This is a genomic window from Caballeronia sp. SEWSISQ10-4 2, assembly GCF_030464885.1.
GTDB lineage: Bacteria > Pseudomonadota > Gammaproteobacteria > Burkholderiales > Burkholderiaceae > Caballeronia.
Genome location: NZ_JALPRJ010000041.1, coordinates 51121 through 69110 on the forward strand (window position 1 = coordinate 51121; position 17990 = coordinate 69110).

At 60.2% G+C, this 17990-nt stretch carries 18 protein-coding genes; 15 read left to right on the plus strand and 3 right to left on the minus strand.

Annotated features, from left to right (window positions below):
- Positions 1 to 65: 65 nt before the first annotated feature.
- A complete protein-coding gene (tkt, locus tag M0D69_RS25775) occupies positions 66 to 2102 on the plus strand; it encodes a transketolase (protein WP_301784694.1) in 2037 nt (678 codons plus the stop codon).
- On the opposite strand, the gene M0D69_RS25780 is transcribed toward tkt, so the two are convergent.
- Positions 2099 to 2221, minus strand: a complete 123-nt coding sequence (locus M0D69_RS25780; RefSeq protein WP_301784695.1) for a hypothetical protein — start codon at positions 2219 to 2221, stop codon at positions 2099 to 2101. The genes tkt and M0D69_RS25780 overlap by 4 nt on opposite strands.
- A 69-nt stretch (positions 2222 to 2290) precedes the next feature.
- Between M0D69_RS25780 and M0D69_RS25785 the strand changes: the two genes are divergently transcribed.
- The 4 genes from M0D69_RS25785 (at position 2291) to M0D69_RS25800 (ending at position 7082) form a co-directional block, all read left to right on the plus strand.
- Positions 2291 to 2989, plus strand: coding sequence for a GntR family transcriptional regulator (locus M0D69_RS25785; RefSeq protein WP_301784696.1), 699 nt, complete (start codon positions 2291 to 2293; stop codon positions 2987 to 2989).
- A gap of 218 nt (positions 2990 to 3207) precedes the next feature.
- Complete coding sequence (locus tag M0D69_RS25790; protein ID WP_301784697.1) at positions 3208 to 4101, plus strand: dihydrodipicolinate synthase family protein; 894 nt, start codon at positions 3208 to 3210, stop codon at positions 4099 to 4101.
- A gap of 131 nt (positions 4102 to 4232) precedes the next feature.
- A complete protein-coding gene (locus tag M0D69_RS25795) occupies positions 4233 to 5657 on the plus strand; it encodes an FAD-binding oxidoreductase (protein ID WP_301784698.1) in 1425 nt (474 codons plus the stop codon).
- An 81-nt stretch (positions 5658 to 5738) separates the two neighbouring features.
- The gene (locus M0D69_RS25800; protein ID WP_301784699.1) at positions 5739 to 7082 is read left to right on the plus strand and encodes an MFS transporter; all 1344 of its coding nucleotides are present in this window, start codon (positions 5739 to 5741) and stop codon (positions 7080 to 7082) included.
- Between the two features lie 104 nt (positions 7083 to 7186).
- Here the strand turns inward: M0D69_RS25800 and M0D69_RS25805 are convergent, their stop codons facing one another.
- Positions 7187 to 8266, minus strand: coding sequence for a medium chain dehydrogenase/reductase family protein (locus tag M0D69_RS25805; protein WP_301784700.1), 1080 nt, complete (start codon positions 8264 to 8266; stop codon positions 7187 to 7189).
- Positions 8267 to 8383: 117 nt separating this feature from the next.
- On the opposite strand from M0D69_RS25805, the gene M0D69_RS25810 reads away from it, so the two are divergent.
- Positions 8384 to 9157 (plus strand): helix-turn-helix transcriptional regulator, encoded by a 774-nt coding sequence (locus tag M0D69_RS25810; RefSeq protein WP_301784701.1) that lies wholly within the window; start codon positions 8384 to 8386, stop codon positions 9155 to 9157.
- A 1540-nt stretch (positions 9158 to 10697) separates the two neighbouring features.
- On the opposite strand, the gene M0D69_RS25815 is transcribed toward M0D69_RS25810, so the two are convergent.
- The gene (locus M0D69_RS25815) at positions 10698 to 10910 is read right to left on the minus strand and encodes a hypothetical protein (protein WP_301784702.1); all 213 of its coding nucleotides are present in this window, start codon (positions 10908 to 10910) and stop codon (positions 10698 to 10700) included.
- Positions 10911 to 11136: 226 nt separating this feature from the next.
- Between M0D69_RS25815 and M0D69_RS25820 the strand changes: the two genes are divergently transcribed.
- The 9 genes from M0D69_RS25820 (at position 11137) to M0D69_RS25855 (ending at position 17961) form a co-directional block, all read left to right on the plus strand.
- On the plus strand, positions 11137 to 11526 hold the full coding sequence (locus tag M0D69_RS25820; RefSeq protein WP_301784703.1) for a hypothetical protein: 390 nt from the start codon (positions 11137 to 11139) through the stop codon (positions 11524 to 11526).
- A 236-nt stretch (positions 11527 to 11762) separates the two neighbouring features.
- On the plus strand, positions 11763 to 12305 hold the full coding sequence (locus M0D69_RS25825; RefSeq protein WP_301784704.1) for a hypothetical protein: 543 nt from the start codon (positions 11763 to 11765) through the stop codon (positions 12303 to 12305).
- Positions 12306 to 12307: 2 nt separating this feature from the next.
- On the plus strand, positions 12308 to 13405 hold the full coding sequence (gene xerC, locus M0D69_RS25830) for a site-specific tyrosine recombinase XerC (RefSeq protein WP_301784705.1): 1098 nt from the start codon (positions 12308 to 12310) through the stop codon (positions 13403 to 13405).
- 35 nt (positions 13406 to 13440) lie between these two features.
- Positions 13441 to 13665 carry a DUF6290 family protein gene (locus M0D69_RS25835; RefSeq protein ID WP_301784706.1) on the plus strand — a complete coding sequence of 75 codons (225 nt, stop codon included), beginning with the start codon at positions 13441 to 13443 and terminating at the stop codon, positions 13663 to 13665.
- Complete coding sequence (locus tag M0D69_RS25840; RefSeq protein WP_301784707.1) at positions 13649 to 13918, plus strand: type II toxin-antitoxin system RelE/ParE family toxin; 270 nt, start codon at positions 13649 to 13651, stop codon at positions 13916 to 13918. The genes M0D69_RS25835 and M0D69_RS25840 overlap by 17 nt, the downstream gene beginning before the upstream one ends.
- A 310-nt stretch (positions 13919 to 14228) precedes the next feature.
- The gene (locus M0D69_RS25845) at positions 14229 to 14657 is read left to right on the plus strand and encodes a hypothetical protein (RefSeq protein WP_301784708.1); all 429 of its coding nucleotides are present in this window, start codon (positions 14229 to 14231) and stop codon (positions 14655 to 14657) included.
- A 139-nt stretch (positions 14658 to 14796) separates the two neighbouring features.
- Entirely contained in the window at positions 14797 to 15072 is a 276-nt protein-coding gene (locus tag M0D69_RS43870) for a VENN motif pre-toxin domain-containing protein (protein ID WP_367619763.1), read from the plus strand.
- A gap of 513 nt (positions 15073 to 15585) precedes the next feature.
- Complete coding sequence (locus tag M0D69_RS25850; protein WP_301784709.1) at positions 15586 to 17271, plus strand: hypothetical protein; 1686 nt, start codon at positions 15586 to 15588, stop codon at positions 17269 to 17271.
- A gap of 66 nt (positions 17272 to 17337) precedes the next feature.
- Entirely contained in the window at positions 17338 to 17961 is a 624-nt protein-coding gene (locus tag M0D69_RS25855) for a twin-arginine translocation signal domain-containing protein (protein WP_301784710.1), read from the plus strand.
- The last annotated feature ends 29 nt before the right edge of the window (positions 17962 to 17990 follow it).

Genomic DNA, 17990 nt, shown 5'->3' on the forward strand with positions numbered 1-17990 from the left:
GAAGACTCGCTCAACGAAGTGAGTCTTCTGCCAGAACTATTAGGTATCCAAATTATAGGTGATGCATGTCTTACGTTAATCCGACTCGGCTTGAGCTTGCCAACGCTATCCGCTTTTTGGCAATCGATGCGGTTCAGGCTGCTAATTCCGGACATCCCGGCATGCCAATGGGCATGGCCGATATCGCCGAAGTGCTGTGGCGTAAGTATATGATGCACAATCCGTCGGCGCCCGATTGGGTTAACCGCGATCGTTTCGTGCTGTCGAACGGGCACGGCTCGATGTTGCTGTATGCCGTGTTGCATCTGACGGGCTATGAGCTTTCGATTAACGACCTGAAGGGGTTTCGCAAGTGGCAGTCCATTACGCCCGGGCATCCCGAGCGGGGTTTGACTCCGGGTGTGGAGACCACCACCGGTCCGTTGGGGCAGGGCTTGGCCAATGCCGTAGGCATGGCGTTGGCCGAGCGGCTGCTCGCCGCCCAGTTCAACGAGCCGGGATTCGACATCGTCGACCACTACACGTATGTATTTCTCGGCGACGGCTGTCTGATGGAGGGCGTCTCGCACGAAGCGTGTTCGCTGGCTGGCACCTGGGGCATCGGCAAGCTCATTGCCTTTTACGACGACAATGGCATTTCGATAGATGGACATGTCGAGGGCCGGTTCACCGACCAGACGGCGATGCGTTTTCGTGCCTACGGATGGCATGTCGTCGAGAGCGTCGACGGCCACGATCCTCTGTCAGTCGAGCACGCGATCGATGAGGCGCGTGCCGAACGTGACCGGCCGTCGCTGATCTGCTGCAAGACGGTGATCGGGCACGGATCGCCCAATCGGGCGGGCAGTCACGATGTGCATGGTGCGCCTCTGGGTGCCTCCGAAGTCGCGGCGACACGCGAATATCTCGGCTGGAGTCACGCACCGTTCGAGATTCCCGATGCGATTCGCGGCGCATGGGATGCGCGAGCTGCAGGTCGCGACTACCACATGATCTGGCGTACGCTGTTCGAGGCCTATCGCACGTGCTTTCCCGAAAAAGCCAGCCGCTTCGAGTTGCGCATGCATAGCGGCTGCAGCAAGCGATCAGCCGACGTGATCGGGCGCCTGCTGGAAGGTAGCGACTGGTTCGAACAGAAAATGGCAACTCGCAAGGCGTCTCAGAAGTGCCTTGAACTTCTGGTCGAGCAAATACCTGAATTGCTGGGAGGCTCGGCGGATCTTGCGCCGTCAAACCTCACCATGGTGCCCACCTCCCGGGCAGTCGCAGCAGACGACCGGTCGGGCCATGCAAACTATATTCATTACGGTGTTCGCGAGTTCGGCATGGCTGCGATCATGAACGGCCTTGCGCTTCATGGCGGTTTTCTTCCGTACGGCGGTACCTTCCTCGTTTTCTCCGACTACGCAAAGAATGCGCTTCGCATGGCGGCATTGATGCGACTGCAATGCGTTTACGTCTTCACCCATGATTCGATCGGACTGGGCGAGGATGGGCCAACCCATCAGCCGGTCGAGCATGCGGCAATGCTGCGCATGATTCCCGGGATGAACGTATGGCGCCCGGCAGACGCGGTTGAAACGGCGGTCTCATGGGCTGCGGCACTCGAGACGACGGACTCGCCGACCGCGCTGCTGCTTTCGCGCCAGAATCTGCCGCCGCTCTCCCGCACCTCACAGGCGAGGGAACAAATTCGTCAGGGCGGGTACGTGCTGTCGGAAGCCAGCGGTGGCAAGCCGGATATCGTTCTGATCGCGACCGGCTCCGAGGTTGAACTCGCGCTGAAGGCACAGGCAGAGCTTGCCAATCAGGGCATCGCTGCGCGAGTTGTGTCGATGCCATCGACCACGACTTTTGACAAGCAGCCGCTGGCGTACCAGCTTTCCGTCCTGCCGCCGAAGATCCGGCGCGTCGCGGTCGAAGCCGCCGCCAGTGATTTCTGGCGCAAGTACGTTGGTCTGAGTGGTGCAGTGATCGGGTTGTCGCACTTCGGTGAATCCGCTTCGGCTGAAGTGTTGTACGAGGAGCTCGGTATTACCGCAAGCGCGATTGTGAGCGCCGTGTGCCGCACGCTCGAGGTTGAACCCGATACCGTCGACTAGCGGAGCACGCCGTCGAGTTCGTCGCCGCGCATGAAGAGCGTGAGTCTGTCGCAGAAAGGCTTCCCCGGCGTATTTGCGCAGACCTGCTTCACACCCGTATCGGCGGAAACCATATCCATCGTCTCATTCCGATAGAACCGTGCGTGCTAACATGTTGCCGTGTAATCAGCAGGCACTTGAAATTGGCTATGAATACGTCGCCGCCGGCAGTGAATGAGCTTGATGATCGCCAAGGCAAATCGCTTCGGCTCGTCGCTTATGAAAATTTCACGCAGCAAATCCTGAACGCCAATATCCGTCCTGGGCAATTCGTGTCCCAGCGCGAACTGATGTCGTTGACGGATATGCCGCTCGGTGCGATTCGCGAAATGGTGCCGCGCCTCGAGGCCGAGGGGCTGATCAAGACGGTACCGAATCGTGGCCTGCAGGTGTGCCATGTCGACCTGCGGTTGATCCGCAACGCCTTCCAGGTGCGACTCGTGCTCGAACGAGAGGCAGTCGCAAATTTCGCCCGCAGCGCGTCCGACGCCGATCTGGAGAAGATCGAGCGGGCGCACAGGGACATCGTTCGGCGCGCGTTGGCGAAGAAGATCGACGGCCGTCTTCTCACTGACGCGCAGACCGTCGACTGGGGGCTGCACGACATGATGATCGATGCCATGGACAACGAGATCATTTCGAATATCTATCGGGTCAACAGTCTGCGCATCCGCTTGATCCGACTCGAACACGTGGTGTTGAACCCCGCCGTCGTGCTTCCGACCATGTACGAGCATCTCGAACTGATTGCTGCACTCAAGGAGCGCGATGTGCAAAAAGCGGTCGACCTCCTCAGCACGCATATTGCGAATGCCCGGCAACGCACGATGGGCACCTTCGGCGTATAAGACTTCGGCGTATAAGACTCCGGCATATAAGGCACGCTTGCAAGACCCGGGCTGACCGCCGCGCCCGGAGCGCAACTTCAGAACTCTCCTTTGACGTCCTGCCAGTTCTCAACTAACATGTCAGTCACAGTTTGGTGTGCAATTGGTTCCCGCCCACGTCATGACGAACAGGCGGGCGGATGTCGCGCCGCCATGGCGCATGACTGAGAGAACTGACTATGCCTTCCGAGGGACAAGGGATTTTTGCGGCCGTCGCTACGCCGCTCGACGCGGAAAATCGAGTGGATTTGCCATTGCTGGCGCAGCATTCGATAGGTCTCCTGCGAAGCGGGCTGAACGGGATCGCCCTCTTTGGCACGACCGGGGAGGGCCCGTCGTTCACTGTAGCCGAGCGCAGCGGGACACTGGAAGCGCTGCTTGCGCGGGGCGTGGAATGCAGCCAGATGATCGTTTCAACCGGTGCCGCGGCGCTTGGCGACACAGTTCATCTGACGCGGCATGCATGTGCGCAGGGCTGCCGGCGCGTGTTGCTCCTGCCGCCCTTCTTTTTCAAGGGCGTCAGCAGTGCCGGCGTGGTTGATGCGATCGGGTCGGTGATCGACGAGGTCGGCGATCCGGAACTGCGAGTCATCCTCTACCACATCCCTCAGGTGGCTGGCGTCGGCTTTACCGACGAGGCCATCGCTTCGTTGCGTCAACGTTATGGCGCAGTGATCGAGGGCATCAAGGACAGCAGTGGAAGTCTGGCGAATTCGCTAGGGTTGATCTCCAATCACCCAGGCCTGAAGGTCTATGTGGGTGCCGAGGACACGATTCGGGAGGCGCGTGCGGCTGGTGGTGCCGGGTCGATCTGCGGGCTTGCGAACATCGCGCCGGATCAGGTTCGAGCCTGTTACGAAGGTTCCGAAGGCGAATCCCCTGACGTCATTGCGGAACTTCTGCGGGCGGTTGGCGGAATGGCTTTCGTGCCGCTTCTCAAGGCATGGCTCGCTGCGCGCCACCGGAACGACGGCTGGCGCCGGGTGCGGGCACCGCTTGTTGCCGCCGCCGCAAATGCAGCCGCCTCGCTGCCGCGAGCACTCGTCACGGCGGCGATGGAAGCAAAGGGGTAATCGCCTCGGGAAACTGTTTGACATGATTGCGCGCGGACCTTCGCTCAAAGGCGGTCAAGCCACGGCTACGCGGGGCGGGACTGGATCTGCGGCGAGCCTGCGTGCGACGCAACAATAAGGAGGAAGACAACATGGATGACGAGCTCTGCATGCCTGAACGGGTCGACGGTTCCGCTCAGGCGCTGTTCGCGGCGCTGCGCGAAGCGCTGGGTACCTCAACGGTGCTAAGTGGCGTGGATATCCCGGCGCGTAACGAAAAGGACTGGAGTACGCTCGGGCCGGTTCAGCCGCTTGCGGTCGTGCGCCCGACGAACACCGAGGGTGTTGCTGCAGCGATGCGCATTTGCGCGCAGTACGGCGTGCCGGTCGTGCCACAAGGGGGGCTGACCGGTCTCTGTGGGGGGGCGCGGCCTATAGAGGGAGCGGTTGCGTTATCGCTTGAGCGCATGGTGGGGGTCGAGGAGATCGATACCGCGTCGGCGACCATGACGGTGAAGGCGGGTACGCCCTTGCAGATTGTGCAGCAGGCAGCCGATGAAGCCGGCTTCTTCATGCCGCTGGATCTCGGCTCCCGCGGCTCGTGCGCGATCGGCGGCAATCTGTCGACCAACGCCGGCGGTAATCGCGTGATCCGCTATGGCATGGCGCGCGAGATGGTGCTTGGGATCGAAGTCGTGCTGCCCGATGGGACCGTAGTGACCAGCTTGAACAAGATGTTGAAGAACAACGCCGGCTACGACCTGAAGCATCTTTTCATCGGTAGTGAAGGCACGCTCGGGATCATCACGCGTATTGTCCTGCGCCTGTCGCCGAAGCCTGGGTGCACGATGGCGGCGTTGTGCGCACTCGGAAGTTACGAGAAGGTGGTGGCGTTACTGAATGCGGCGCGGCGCGGCCTGGGGCCGCTGCTGTCTGCATTCGAAGTGATGTGGCCGGACTACTGGCGCACAGTCACACAGCAAGTGCCCGGGGTCAGCAGTCCACTGTCCGGTGAACACGCATGTTACGTGTTGATCGAGGTTCAGGGGATGGATGAAGCGTTCGATGTGCCGCGTTTCGATGCGTGGCTTGAGCGCCAGATGGAAGAGGGGATCCTGGCCGACGCGGCGGTCGCGCAATCGATGGCTGACGTCCACGCGTTTTGGGGCGTGCGCGATGCCTGCGCCGAATTTCCGCAGGTACTTGGGACGCACGAGGCATTTGACATCGGCCTGCCGGTCGCGGTGATGGACCAGTACGTGAGCGCCTGCCTCGCGGCGCTGAGAGACAAATATGCAAACGCGGTCGCGCTTTTCTATGGCCACATCGGCGATGGCAACCTGCACATCGTTGCCTGTGTACCCGGCGCGCAAATCCAGCCGAAAGAGGAGATTGCCGCAATCGTATACGCGCTTGTGCAACAGTTTGGCGGAACGATCTCGGCCGAACATGGCATCGGCATTTCTAAAAAGCCGTGGCTATCTTATACGCGCAGCGAACCCGAACTAGTCCTGATGCGTCGCGTGAAGGACGCACTTGATCCGCGGAACCTGCTCAACCCGGGCAAGGTGGTCTGACGGTTTAACTCAAGCACCAGCGATCACCGGCAACAGACCGGGGACGCTCCATCCCTATGTGGGGAAGACAAAGGAGACGAGATGTTGAATAACCGACAGGCCGGCGTGTGGACGGAAGAGGCATTGCTGGAAAGCGCGATCAGCCGCGCGAAGTGGCGGATCGTGCCGTTTCTCATCCTGATGTACATGCTGGCTTACCTTGACCGTGCCAACATCGGGTTTGCGAAGCAGGCGTACCAGGCATCGACGGGGGTGAGCAACGCGGCATTCGCGTTCGGCGCCGGCATTTTCTTTATCGCTTACGCGCTCTTCGAAGTGCCGAGCAACCTGATCATGCATCGCGTGGGCGCGCGGACATGGCTCGCCCGAATCATGGTCACGTGGGGCTTGATCTCGGCCGCCATGATCTATGCGAAAAGCGATTTTCTTTTCTCCTTCATCCGTTTCTTTCTCGGCGCAGCCGAGGCCGGATTGTTCCCTGGTGCGGTCCTTTACATGACGTACTGGTTTCCCGCACGCGCGCGCGGGCAGATCCTGGGGATCTTTTATTTCGGATCGCCACTCGCGCTGATGCTGGGTGGCCCACTCTCGGGGTTGCTGCTGGAACACGACGGCCTGTTCGGCTTGCACGGCTGGCAACTCATGTTTCTCGTCGAGGGACTGCTCGCGTCCGCAGTCGGTGTATGGGCCTATTTCTATCTGTGCAATCGCCCGGAAAACGCGAGATGGATGCCGCCCGACGAAGCGCAAGCGCTTGCCCGTGCGCTCGCGGCAGAGGAGCGCGGAAAGGAGGTATCGGGCAAGACGAGCTTTCGGGCCGCGCTGGCCGACCCGCAACTCCTGCATTTTGCCCTCCTGTACTTTTCGATCCAGATCGCAGGCTACGGCGTCGCTTTCTATCTGCCGACGCAGGTGAGTGCGCTGCTGCAAATGAAGATAGGCCTGCACGTCGGACTGATATCGGCGATTCCGTGGGTCTGTGCGATTGTGGCCGGCGCGTTTTATCCCGCGTTTGCGGTGCGCACCGGACACCGTCGCGGCTTCGCGGTGCTCTCGGCGCTTGCGATTGCCGTTGGTCTGGTGGTGTCCGCACACACGGGGCCTGTGATAGCAATCGTGGCGTTGTCCTTCGTGACAATGGGGATCATGACAATACAGCCGATCTTCTGGACCTTCCCGACTGCCTATCTGGGTGGCACGGCGGCGGCGGGTGGATTCGCCGTGATCAATGCAATCGGCAACCTCGGTGGCTTCTTCGCGCCGAACGTGAAAAACGCGGTGGAAACGTCGTTCCACTCGCCCGCGGCCGGGCTTTACGTGCTCGCGGCGAGCGGTCTCACGGCGGCGCTTCTCGTCATCGCGCTGCGCCCGCAGCAGGGCGAGCGCACTTCGGCGGATTCGCGGACCGTGCAGGCTAAGGTATAGCTTCGACTGCCTGAGCAAATTGCGGAAGCGTTCTTCGCCGCACTTCGCAGGCTTGCGGCATTCGTTATCGTGCAGCTTTAGCACGAGGTTCGAGCCCGCGCCGTCTAAGGCTGGATCACAGTGATCCTGAATGGGCCGCCGTTCGCGGCTGCGTGGGTTACCGCGCCATTGGCGTTATCGAGCGGGAACGTCGTCACGTCGAAGTGGCCGAGATCCAGCAAGCCGGCTCGGATCAGGCCCGTCATGCGCGTCACCGCTTCGGGCGGATACATCCATTTGCCGCACACCGTGATGTCGTTGCGCATGATCCACGGATACGGCAGATCGAGCCCCTTGCCGCCGAGCATGCCGACGCCGCCCATCAGCACGACGCGCCCATAGGGGCGCACAGCCATGACCGCCGCGCGCACTGTTGTAGTCGTGGCGGAGGGCGGCAGCAGATCCAGCACGCAATCGATCGGACCGGGGGACGCCTGCCGCATCCGTTCGCGGTCCTCGTCTTCGTTGCCTGAGAGCTTCACGGTCCGCACGCGCTCGCCGAAGCGGCGCTCCAGATCCGCGAGCGCGCGTTCATTACGCCCCGGAGCGACGACGCAGCGCGCGCCCATCGCGAGCGCGACGGCTACGCCTGCGCTCCCGAAATTACCCGTCGCTCCGCTCACAAGCAGCGTCTTGCCGGCTTGCAGATTGGCCGCAAGCAGTCCGCCATAGGGTACGAGCATGACGTTGAGCGCGGACCAGTGGGCGGCATCGTCAGGCTCGATCTCGCCGATTCGAATCGCGTTTTCAGTCGGCACCCGCACCTGTTCGGCGAAGGGGCCATCGTGAAAATACCGTTGCAGGCGCATGGCGCCGTCGCCGCGTGCGCTCCAGCCCTGCAGCACGATGTCGGGCTTAAGAGCGTCGTCGCGCGAACGCACGGTCGGGTCGCAGAACACCCAGTCGCCCGGCTTCAGATGCGTGGCGTCCGGGCCGCTCGCACGCACGCGGCCGATCGCGCCGCAGCCGGGAACCATCGGGAGATCGATCGGGTATTGGCGCTCGCCGCTAAATACTTCGCTCGCGTAGGAAAGCACCGGCGCGGCTGCGACATCGACAACGACTTCGCCGGTGCCGATCGCCGGATCTGGGATCTGGTTGATCGCGAGCGGCTGGCCGAGCGTCTTCAAAATCGCAGCTTTCATGGTCGTTCTCCGTTATGCGTGATTAGACCAGGGCATTCTGGCAGTCCTAGAATGAACAACAAGGCCTAGCACTATCCTAGGATTCATGCGTGCTTCCATCGGTGGAAAGGGACGATCATGGCGACATCGAGTCGAAGCGAATTTGGCGATTTCCTGCGCTCGCGACGGGAGAAATTAAGCCCGGATGCGGTGGGTCTCAACGGCGGCCGTCGCCGTCGTACACCGGGCCTGCGACGCGAAGAAGTGGCGGAACTGGCGGGCATCGGCGTGGACTGGTATATCCGGCTCGAGCAAGGCAGAACGATCCGTCCATCCGATGCCACCCTCGACGCCCTCGCGCGCGCCCTGCATCTCGGCAAGGTCGACGCGGCGCATTTGCGAGCGCTCGCGCGCAATGGCGATCGCCGCGCGTTTGTCCGCGAGAGCGTGCCGGCAGCCATTGAGCGTCTGGTCGCAAGCCTCGATTTGCCGGCTTACGTGACCGGCCGGCGCTGGGACATCCTGACGTGGAACGCCGCCGCCGCGGATATCCTCGGCTTTGACCGCCTCGTCGAAGCGGATCGCAACATCCTGGTATTCATGTTCATCGAACCGGGATCGCGGCGACTGTTCGGGGCCGCCTGGTCCGACGAAGCCCGCCGTATGATCGCGCTCTTTCGCGCGACCTACGATCTCCATGCCGACGATTCAGCGTTCGTCGAACTGGTCGAGCGCGTGCGTACAGATAGCCCGGAGTTCGCGAGGTGGTGGAACGCGCATGACATCCGCAGCAGCGCTGCCGGACAGAAGTTGCTCACGCACCCGGAGCGGGGCACGCAGCGCTACGAATACGCTACGTTTCAGGCGAACGATGATCCGGCGCTGAAGCTGGCGATCTATACGCCCGTCTGAGCGCTCATGCGGTGGGAAAGCGTAGTGGGTTATTCGAATGGCGTAGCAAGGAACGTCCGCCTTGCTGCAGGTGATGCTTCCTGCTTCCAGCGGCAGGCGGGCTAATGGTTATCCGACTTCCAGGATCAACGAGAGTGATTTTTCGATAGGTGTAATGAATTAGAAAGAACTATGTTTCACTGACTTACTAAAGATTTCCTCGGGGTTGCCGTCATTCGTATTACGAAAGCGAATCTCCAATGTAAATAATGGACTCGCGCAACGGCAAAAATTACCTGAGAGCCCCGTGAGTGCGAAAGCGACGGGATTGTTGTATGGCAAGCCGAGACACACTCCGGCGTGCTTGCGGCGGCTGCGAATGCGAAGGGCATTACGAACCCGGACGGATCGCCGGTGACGGCGAGCAACATCGCTAACCAGTTGGCACAGATGGGCTATAGTCAGAGCGGCGTGTCAGAAAGCGGAGCGCGGCTACGGTGGAGGGGGCGACGCCGCCGAGCGACGGCACGACGTGGGCGAAGGCGGGCGTAGATGCAAGCACCGGCCAGACGATCTGGGCGCAGGTGCCGGGGGCAGCCAATCCGACATTGCAGACGTTCATTCTGCAGAAGACGAACGGCGCGGACGTGCCGCTCGCGCAGAGTTACACCGCGTCGCCATCCGGCGCACAGTCTAACCTTGGGCCACAAGGCGTTTCGATGGGGACGAACGCGGGATCGATATGCCCGAATGGGAACTGCGGGATTGCATATCAATCAGTATCGATGCCCCCGCCCGCTACTCTCACGGACAAGGGCTCGACTGCATTGGCACTCGCATCTCCATGGCTTCCGCCTCCGTTTGATGTTGCCGCTCTCGTTGGCTCAGCGGGACTGCAGTCACTAAACTATCTTTATAGTCCACCGAGTCGCGCGTCGATCTTATACAGCACGATGAGCACGATTGGCGGTGCGTTACTTCCGCAGGGACCCTTGGTTCAAACTCTGTTCACGTTGGGTACGACTGCGGCGCAACCTTACATCGCTCCGTAGCACAATCAACATTACACAGTTCAATACGCGACACCATGGACAACAAAAAGTGGAAGGATGATTTAACGCCATTTGAGCGAACGGTTTACCGTTGGGTCTCCTATTCGGCACTGGCTGTCGTCTTCTACTGTGTGCTCATGGTGCGCAAGTATCCAACATCGACAGTTTTTTTGTAATCGGACTATTTGTGCTAGTGATAGCGATGGTCTTTGGTGGGGGATACAGCAAAAGCGTTAGGGTGTTGGATCTGAGGCGATTCGATAAACGTTCCGGTGAAAGCAACTCTCGTCGTGACTGATGTGCGCCGAAGGTACGGGAGGGTGGAACAGATACTGTGAAGCATGCCGAGGGGGTAGGATGGGACGTGTATGGTTATTTATTGACCGGCCAGCCGCAGTGAGACGAACCCGGCCGAGTGCCGGGTTCGTGCTTTATGGCGTCCGCGAGCATCACGGCGCTGTGATCCGGTTTGTGCAATTCGCGGTGGTTGTGGGTGCGGCCCCGGTTGGCTAGAAAAGCCGCTTGGCGACTTCGCGGCGGAAGTCTTCGTTGCGGTGCATTTCCTTCGAAGTCTGCATCGCGCGCTGTATCCATTCGGAGGCGAAATCCCGCTTTGTGTCCGGCTGCGGGTCGGGTGACTGTGCCGTGGAAATCGCCGAATTGTTGCGCGGTGCCGCGCCGTCGCGGGCCGGGTTAATTGCGGATTGTTCGCCGTTGTTCAACCTCAAAATCTCCCCTGTTTAAGCTACACACATTACGCACGCGCCAAAGCGCTTGCAAAACCGTCGCGAAGGCTTGCCGGTATTGGGTTGGCGGCGTTAACGGGAAAAGCATAGCAGGCTGTGCCGAAAATGGGGAATCGCGTGTAACCAAGACGGGGCAACGGTTTGCGGGTGGTACTATTTGCAACCGGAGGTGTTGTGAATCCCGTTGACCGAAGAGGCATTGATGCGAGACAAGTCGATCCACATCCGTCTTGAACACGACGATTATGAGCAACTGGTGAAGTTGGCCGGTGCGATGAAAATGACGCCGAGCGCGGCGGCTCGTGTGCTGGTGTTGCAAGGTATTGGCCCGGTTGATCGCAAGCATGAGGCGTTGCTGTACCGCATCGAGGCGTTGACGGATCTGCTGCACAAGACGGGTGCTCTAGCGGCCAGTGCGGTGGCATCGTCGGCCATGTCGCCTGTCTGGCAGGGTGTGGATGATGAAGTGGAAAAGCAGCGTTTGCGCGCGCACATCAAACGGGCGGTGAAATACGGAAAGGAGATCGATGAGGCCTGGGACAAGGGGAAGCTCGACGAGGCCAGTACGCCTGTTTCCCTCAGCCCCGTTTAAGCGGATCAATGCTGGGTGGCGTGCATACTGACTGAATGGGTCGAAGGCGATGCTGCCGGAAATATGGCTTCATCCCTGGTGCTGTTGCCGATGTTGTTATGTTTTTAATAGAAGAAAACCGCCCCCAACCCCAGCGGAGCGGTGGGGTGTCTCTAGCTGCTAAAAGCCGGGGTGTGACCGATCCGTGCTGGGCTTGCGCCAGAACCGAATCGAGCACTTGCGAGACGAACTGCTGTTTGGCCTCGGGCAACCGTATCGCGCATGACGTGCTGGGGCGCACGCTCGATGAATTGCCGCCGCAAACGCGGCGACTGCTGTCGTTGTTGGCCGACTGGGTAGCGAATCAGTGCGTCACCCGTGACGAGCCGCGCGAGGCGTTCCGTTTTACGCGGCGTGACGTTCGTGCCGCGACGAGCTGGGGCGACACGCAGTTGAAAATCCACCTGTCACGCCTGGTCGAACTGGAATACGTGATTGCGCATCGCGGGCGCAACGGCACGTTCGATTATGAACTGCTGTGCGGCGGTCACGACGATGAACAAATGCACCTGTGCGGGTTGTTGGACCCGGAAAAGCTCACCATTGCAGAATCCCGGCCGGGGTTGGATGATGAGCGGTCGGGGTCTGGTCGGGCCGTGGTCGGCGGGTGGTCGGGTGCTGAAAATTCCCCACCAAGCCAGATGGAGAAAGGTGAAGCGCCGGAGCCGGTCGGGTTCGCGCGTCGAGAGGTAAACCATGCAAACGGAGCCTCTTCGTTAGCTGCCGGTGTTCGGGGTTAGTCGTGCCGAACCTTGGGCGTCGCGAACCGTATCCGCCGATCGGCCCAGCCCACGATCCGCTGAGCCTGTACCGGCAGATGAAGGACTTCCTGCTGTGGCTGGAAGAGAAGAACACCTCATCGCACACGCTCAAGCACTGGGAGCTATACCTGCGCTACTTCGTGCAGTGGTGCGACGAGCGCGGTCTCACGCGCCCCGCTGAAATTACGCGGCCGATCATCGAGCGGTATCAACGGCACCTGTTCCTGAAGCGTAAAAAGAATGGTGCGCCGCTGTCGGCCACGACGCAGGCCTCGCGCATCACGCCGCTGCGCAAGTGGTTCCGGTGGCTCACGCGCAATAACCGGATTCTGTACAACCCGGCCGCTGATCTGGACCTTCCTAAAGTCGAAGAACGTCTGCCCAAGCACGTGCTGACGGTCGAGGAGGTTGAGCGAGTGCTGAACATGCCGGATACGGCGACGGCGCTGGGCATTCGCGACCGGGCGATGCTCGAGACGCTGTACAGCACAGGCATTCGTCGCATGGAGATCGTCGGGCTGCAACAGCGCGGCATCGATGACGATCGCGGCACGCTCATGATCCGGCAGGGCAAAGGCAAGAAAGACCGGATGGTGCCGGTGGGGGATCGGGCGCTGGCGTGGATCGCGAAATACCGTGACGAGGTGCGGCCTGAACTGGCGCTCGCTGGCGAGGACGACACCTTGTTCCTGACGAACGCAGGGATGCCGTTCTCGGATAACCGGATGACACAGATGGTGCGCAATTACGTTCGAGCGGCGGGGCTGGGCAACATCGGCAGTTGCCACCTGTTTCGTCACGCGATGGCGACGCTGATGCTGGAGAACGGTGCGGACGTGCGATATATACAGGCGATGCTGGGCCATGCCGATATTAAAACAACGCAGGTCTACACGCGCGTGAGCATCCGGGCGCTGAAGGACATTCACACGGCGACGCACCCGAGGTCGTGCGCAGCGTCAACAATCCAACCCTCGACGAAAGCGGCTCCGCCGTCACGGCGGCCGACTTGCTGGCCGCGCTCGATGACGAGGCGGACCTTGAGTGAAGTGCGTATAATATGTGCTATACGTGTATAACACGAATCCCACGACACATCCGTTGGAGGCTAACCATGCTCGCCATCCGCCTGCCCGAAGAAATTGAAGCCCGACTGGACACACTGGCCAAGCGCACCGGGCGCAGCAAGACGTTCTATGCGCGCGAGGCCATCCTGCAACACCTGGACGATCTGGAAGACCTGTATTTGGCTGAGCGGGTGGCCAAGCGCATCCACGCGGGCAAGGAACGGACGGCTGGGCTGGATGAGGTGGAGGCACGGCTTGGTCTGGCGGATTGAGGTCTCACAGACCGCTGAAAAGCAGCTTGCAAAACTGGACCGCGTGGTCGCCCGGCGCATCGTCGCGTTTCTGCGGGATCGGGTGTCGGTGATGGACGACCCGCGCGCGATCGGCGAGGCGCTCAAGGGCAGCGAACTGGGTGAATTCTGGAAGTATCGCGTTGGTGACTGGCGGCTGATCTGCCAGATCGAGGACGCGCACATCACGATTACGGTGGTACGGCTGGGCAACCGGCGCGAGATCTACCGTTGACCTCCTAACCGCACGCGCATCCTCGTATCTCCCTGAGTGGGAGATACATCGAACAAACCGGCTGCGAAGACGCGTTTCCACGTTCACAAAAACTGACAATCAGTGCGCAGCAACGCGCCTAGAATCGGCGCAGTCGCGCGCGGGAAACTGCGTTCATCGCTCTTTAGAGAACTGTTCGCGCGGACTGAAAAAGCGCGTCCGGGCAAAAAACTTGGATTGTAGGACCGCGTCGGGGTATCGGCGCTCGCAAAGCCGCATGGCGTCTAGGTTTGCGAGGTGTTGCCAACAAAGGACGCGTCGGGTGCTGTAGATGGTGCCATTGGCGGGGCTACAAGTGCGCTCATCAACGCTGATCGACAGCAACGGAAATATCCCTCCTGCGTTGCTGGCTGGCATCGAAACTCTTGTTGGCGGCAGTGTGGCCGGAGCACTCGGCTTCAACGTTCAGGGTGCGGCCACGGCTGCGCAGAATGAGACGCTGAATAATTGGGCGGCCCACGTTGGACTGAGTCTCAGCTTTACGCTTCCCGGAACACCGATTACCTTTGCGGTCGGAGCAGGGCTTGTTTTCGACGATCAAGGAAACCTCGGTTGGTACACCGTTGGTAACAACAAGGCAATACCGGGCTTCGGAGTCGGCGGTAACGGGTCAATTGGTCTGAGTGTAGGAGCATATCCGGGTGCAAATACGATCACCGATTACGCCGGGCCTTTCAACAATGGATCAATGGGCGTCTAGAATCGGCGCACTCACGCGCAAAAAACTGCGTGCATCGCTTTTTAGAGAACTGCTCGTGCGGACTGAAAAAGCGCGTCGCGGCGTTACTACTCCCAAGCCAGGTGGCGTCTCGGTTCGCGAGGTGTCACCAACATAGGATGTGTCGGGTGCTGTAGACGGTGCCATCGGCAGGGCAGTCAGTACCGCTCTCTCGCCAGATGTAATCAAGGCGATCGATCCGAGCGGGGCGCCGCTGACCTCGGGACAGACCGCGCTAGTGACCGCTATTGCGATGATCGCCGGTGGTGGTGTAGCGGGAGCGCTGGGTCAGAATGCAAACGCGGCTGCGACGTCAGCAGAGAATGAGGCGCGGAACAATGCGACGGCGGTTGATCATGCTACGCGACGACCATCTTCCCTCCAGTCTCACGACTAGCCTATTAGAGTACATAGCTAAATTCTCGTCCACCTCGGTCACTTTGCATAGGTGGTTCCACCCCTAGGGATTCGGGGATGATCTATTTTTTAGTACACCCTCTCGCAATAATTGTCCTTGCGGCGCAAATCTTTCTATAAAAAAATGAGGGGATCGACGAGTTAGCTTGAACGTAAAGCTGCCGATCGATCTGACCATCTTTCATGAATACCGCACGGTACCCAGAGAAAAGAGGTCGGCCCCTTACGAGGACATTTAACTCACCAGCTATTCGATATCCTGCACACGCACGTGCCGGCATCGTGCTTTCCGACTCACTCGATGCCGGTGCGGCGTTTTTATCGATTACGGTGGCAAACACAATGATTGATGTGGTAATAGCGTCTGGTACGGCAATCCCGGATGTGATTGTGCATCGTTGAATCCGGTTAAAGTCTCTCGCTCGGGAAGATCCGGTCCAGATCGGATCCGGGGACCAGCGTGGGCGAGTCTTTGAGGTGGAGAGAAAAATAAGTGCTTGCGATCGTGAGGCGTCACGTCATTTTGCTGCTGGCCTTTGGCCTGCTTTCTGTTTTCAGACCGGAGCTGGCGAACGCCGCAGGTTGCTGGACTGCACCGTATAGCTGTAACCCGGGCGGCGACATCAACCCATCCACCGCCGCCACTTACGAGGCCAAATATAGGGCTTACGCCGAGTTGGCCTGGCGCGACTTCATCGCGTTGAACTTTCCGGCCGAAACGAATCCGCAGGGAAAGCCGGAACCGAAGCCAAGCAAGGCGCATGGACTGGACTATCACGCCGGGGATTACACCGCTGTCTGGCAAACCTGGCCGGAGGCACGGGACATTTTCTTGGCCGGTGCGGCGGCGCCTGCTGCGTTCGGCACGGGTCACCAGACCCCGAGAGACTGTCTCAGAAAAGATGCATCGGGGCGGATCGAGCTGACTGACAAGATCGTGCTCGATGAGTACGTGCAGGCCGAGCGGATGGGACCGGTGATCGACAAGCAGGGGCATTACGTCAGGTATGGCCTGAACTTCAATCAATCGATATTCGAGTACATCGCCGCTCACCAGCTCTATTCCACCCAGGGGCAGGCCGCGATGGATGTGAACAACCCTGACCACGACAAGAAGACGATCCAGTTCCCGGCGGGCCAATATTCCGAAAACGACAACCCGGCAATGACCGGATCCATCTTTGTCAAATCGTCCTGGAAGATACTGGACGCGTCAGACAACAAGTCGAGCTTTTACCGGACCCAGGCCTATGTCTACGATCAGGCCGGCGGAACGTTCGCCGATGAACCCACGGTAAAGGAGCAGTGTTCGCTGAAACCGATCGGGCTGGTTGGCTTCCATATCGTTCATCTGACCAACTCGGCGCCGCAATGGGTATGGAGCACATTCGAGCATGTCGACAACGGGCCTTGGCTCAACGATTTCACCTTCCTGCTCAAGCGTACATACACTTTTTTTGATGCCACTAAATGCCCGGCGTCGGGCGGACTGCCGAGCTGCGCGTTCGATACCGTACCGGCCGCGCCGTGGAATCCGCAACGCTCCGGCCAGACGCCGACGCAGCTCGTGCGCCTGGCTGCCCCCGGCAAGCTGGCGCTGACAGTCAACGAGCAATACAACAATCGGATCAAGACGGCCTACCCGAATAGCGTCTGGGCTAACTACTTCCTGGTAGATGTCCAGTTCCCGACAAACGTAAAGACCTCGGGCGGCGAGCAGGGTGCCGCTGTACCGAATCCCGCTTATCCGGACGGCCTGCCGGCCACTTCCTTCCTGTCGAACTCGACGATGGAAACCTATATCCCGGGGTTTTTCCACGGTCAGATCACACCCAGCGGCAACCCGATTCCTCCGGATGACCAGATGCAGACCCTGCCGCCAACCGGTGCGGTTATGCCGTTCTCCTCAACAGGGCCTCATACCGTATCGGGCGGCGCTGATCGTACGACATCGAGTTGCGTCAGTTGCCACTCGGATGCCGCCATGACAACCGGCTCGTCCAGCGATTTCGTGTTCTCGCTGAGCCGCGCGCAAAGCAAAGGCATGACCAATCTGCGCACGCCCGGCGTGAAGTCGGGCGGTGACGCCGGCGGCAAGGTACTCACCAGGCACGATGCATCGTCAGTCGTCGAATACGTGATGGGAGCGGGGAAACCGGAGCAGCAGGCGGGGAAATAGAGCGGGCGAGCGGGCGAAAATTTCAGGCGAATTTTGAACAACAGCAAGAATGTCGCGAGACCAGGCATGATAAAAATCAGTCGCAGGGACGTATTGAAAACCGCGGGTACGATCGGCGGCGCGCTGCTGGCGCCAGGGTTGCCGCTCTGGAGTCTCGCCGAGGCCGCGCCGCGCGAGCGGGCGCCCGCCAGTTTCGTTAATTTGTCATCGGCGTTGCTTGGTATCGAAGCGGGCGTCCTGAATCCGGCGATCCGGCCAGATGATATATCGATGGCGGACGTGTTCTATGGCCTTGCCATGCTGGCCGGACCGCGAAGCGTTTCAAACCTGCTCGCCACCTATGACGCGATGGAGAGCCAGCACCTCAGGCCCGATCAAATCGCGCAAGCATTGCTGGTCTCCGGGAATGGGCCCAATACCAGCCTGAATGGTGCATTTTCCCGCCTGATCACGCTGATGTGGCTATACGGTACCTGGAACGGCCACACAGAAATAAGCAATATCCCCACGTCGGCAGCCGGGATCGCTGCCGATTACCAAAAGGACTTCGTTATTTCCAGCCGCGCGTACAAAAGCGGCTGGATCTGGCGCATCGCCCAGACGCATCCGATGGGCTTCAGCCAGTTCAACTTCGGTAGCTGGGCAAGTGCCCCGCCGTCGCTCGCCGATTACGGAATCAGTCTGGCGTAATCGCGGCGCCGTCTCCAAACATGGGAAAT

What these genes read in the sequence shown, in the direction of transcription:
- M0D69_RS25835 (WP_301784706.1), top strand. Translation starts at nt 13,441, where the DNA reads ATGCTCGCCATCCGCCTGCCCGAAGAAATTGAAGCCCGACTGGACACA.
- M0D69_RS25805 (WP_301784700.1), bottom strand. Translation starts at nt 8,266, where the DNA reads ATGAAAGCTGCGATTTTGAAGACGCTCGGCCAGCCGCTCGCGATCAAC.
- M0D69_RS25845 (WP_301784708.1), top strand. Translation starts at nt 14,229, where the DNA reads ATGGTGCCATTGGCGGGGCTACAAGTGCGCTCATCAACGCTGATCGAC.
- M0D69_RS25855 (WP_301784710.1), top strand. Translation starts at nt 17,338, where the DNA reads ATGATAAAAATCAGTCGCAGGGACGTATTGAAAACCGCGGGTACGATC.
- M0D69_RS25820 (WP_301784703.1), top strand. Translation starts at nt 11,137, where the DNA reads ATGCGAGACAAGTCGATCCACATCCGTCTTGAACACGACGATTATGAG.
- M0D69_RS25790 (WP_301784697.1), top strand. Translation starts at nt 3,208, where the DNA reads ATGCCTTCCGAGGGACAAGGGATTTTTGCGGCCGTCGCTACGCCGCTC.
- M0D69_RS25810 (WP_301784701.1), top strand. Translation starts at nt 8,384, where the DNA reads ATGGCGACATCGAGTCGAAGCGAATTTGGCGATTTCCTGCGCTCGCGA.
- M0D69_RS25800 (WP_301784699.1), top strand. Translation starts at nt 5,739, where the DNA reads ATGTTGAATAACCGACAGGCCGGCGTGTGGACGGAAGAGGCATTGCTG.
- M0D69_RS25785 (WP_301784696.1), top strand. Translation starts at nt 2,291, where the DNA reads ATGAATACGTCGCCGCCGGCAGTGAATGAGCTTGATGATCGCCAAGGC.
- tkt (WP_301784694.1), top strand. Translation starts at nt 66, where the DNA reads ATGTCTTACGTTAATCCGACTCGGCTTGAGCTTGCCAACGCTATCCGC.
- M0D69_RS25780 (WP_301784695.1), bottom strand. Translation starts at nt 2,221, where the DNA reads ATGGATATGGTTTCCGCCGATACGGGTGTGAAGCAGGTCTGCGCAAAT.
- M0D69_RS25795 (WP_301784698.1), top strand. Translation starts at nt 4,233, where the DNA reads ATGGATGACGAGCTCTGCATGCCTGAACGGGTCGACGGTTCCGCTCAG.